This window comes from Polaribacter sp. 2305UL8-11, from assembly GCF_058147165.1.
This window is the reverse complement of sequence record NZ_JBYVJW010000030.1, coordinates 1-1,419: the sequence shown is the minus strand read 5'-3', so window position 1 is coordinate 1,419 and position 1,419 is coordinate 1. Positions and strand designations below refer to the sequence as shown.

At 33.0% G+C, this 1,419-nt stretch carries 2 protein-coding genes; both read right to left on the bottom strand.

Going from position 1 to position 1,419, the window contains the following annotated elements:
• Window positions 1–208 precede the first annotated feature (208 nt).
• Window positions 209–475: a hypothetical protein gene (locus tag ACY2RW_RS16080; protein ID WP_490123751.1), complete on the bottom strand. Its 267-nt coding sequence runs from the start codon at window positions 473–475 to the stop codon at window positions 209–211.
• 41 nt (window positions 476–516) lie between these two features.
• The gene (locus ACY2RW_RS16075) at window positions 517–1,326 is read right to left on the bottom strand and encodes a hypothetical protein (RefSeq protein ID WP_490123750.1); all 810 of its coding nucleotides are present in this window, start codon (window positions 1,324–1,326) and stop codon (window positions 517–519) included.
• Window positions 1,327–1,419 lie beyond the last annotated feature (93 nt).

Here is a 1,419-nt window from a genome sequence, read left to right as displayed (position 1 = left end):
TCTTTTTGAATTTAAAAGACTTAAGTTCGTTATAAATTTCATGAATTTTCTTTAGTCACGAAAACTTACACATAACGTGTTTGTGTATGATTTCGTTGCGTGTTTCAGCAACTAATTTAGCAAATACAAACCGAATAGAAAATCCGCGAGGATTTTCGTAAGTAGGCGAGTACTAGCAATGAATTATACACGGTGTTGTAGTGCGTTTTTATTCAGTTACTATTCTTTTATTTCCACAAGCTGCACATAATTTTGCTTCTGGTGTTCTATATGGTTTTCCGCAATTTTCACAGTCAGGACCATACATTTCAATTGCGTGATGTACAATTGCATTGGGTTCAGTTTCTCCAAATCCAGTTAAATCATTATAGTAATCTAATAACTCTTTGAAACGCTCTTGTCTATCTTTTTTCAAAACTTTAAACCCTTTAGCATATAGTTTTGATGCAACGGCATGTTCTTCCTTGTCGAGCATTGGCACTTCCATTTTACATCTCCAACAATATTTATATTCCATTAGCTAATTTTTGTTACTACTTCCTCCATCGTATAATGGACAAATTGTTTACCTAATTCAGTCAATTCGTATTGTTTCGTATTTTCAAAAGCAGATGTTAAAGTGCTTGATTTTGTGCCTCTTCTTGAAGTTTTCACGAAAGTACCATCATAGTTTTTTTCTCTATGTTGTCTAATTATTCCTCCTGTACTCAAATCTCTAATGAGTAATTTATAAAGGTCGGCTTCCATAGAATCTTCTCTTGGATAAGTTCCGTTTAAATTATTCCATATTTGGCCTCTTGTAATTCCGGGATTTTTATAAATTTCTTTAATAACTAAAAAGTGAGTATCGTGATAAGTTCTTATCCAATCTATAAATAACTGAATTAAGTCATCAGTAGTTATATCAGTTGCACATGCGTTTGTAAGTAGTTTTCGAATATATTCTTTCTTTTCAAAAGTTTCTGCGTTGTCCCATTCTTTGAATCCTTTCCTTACTAGGGTCAAATATTCTTCGCTTTCCATTCTTTCATGTACTTCAATTCCAGCTGAATTTATTCTTTCTAATATTTGGTATAAGGTTTTTGCAAGAGCGTCTAATTTTCCTTCATGTTCATCCAGCCATATTTCCATTAGACTATTTATTTTTCCTTGCTCAATCTCGCCATGCAATGCTGCACTCGCTGCAATAAAACCGCCAACTCCTGGAACACTTCCTAATGCTGCACCAATAAATCTTTTAGTACGGTTTTTGTTTCCCTTACTATCAATTTTACCGAGTTCTTCTTTTATCTTTTCTAAAGAATTTATTTTTTCAGGTTTGTTCATTTCTCAAATGCACTACAACGTTTTGGTGTAAGAAAAGTTGCGTTTGGTACATTAGTAAAGTTACTAAAAAAACACAAACCAAGAAAATCCGCG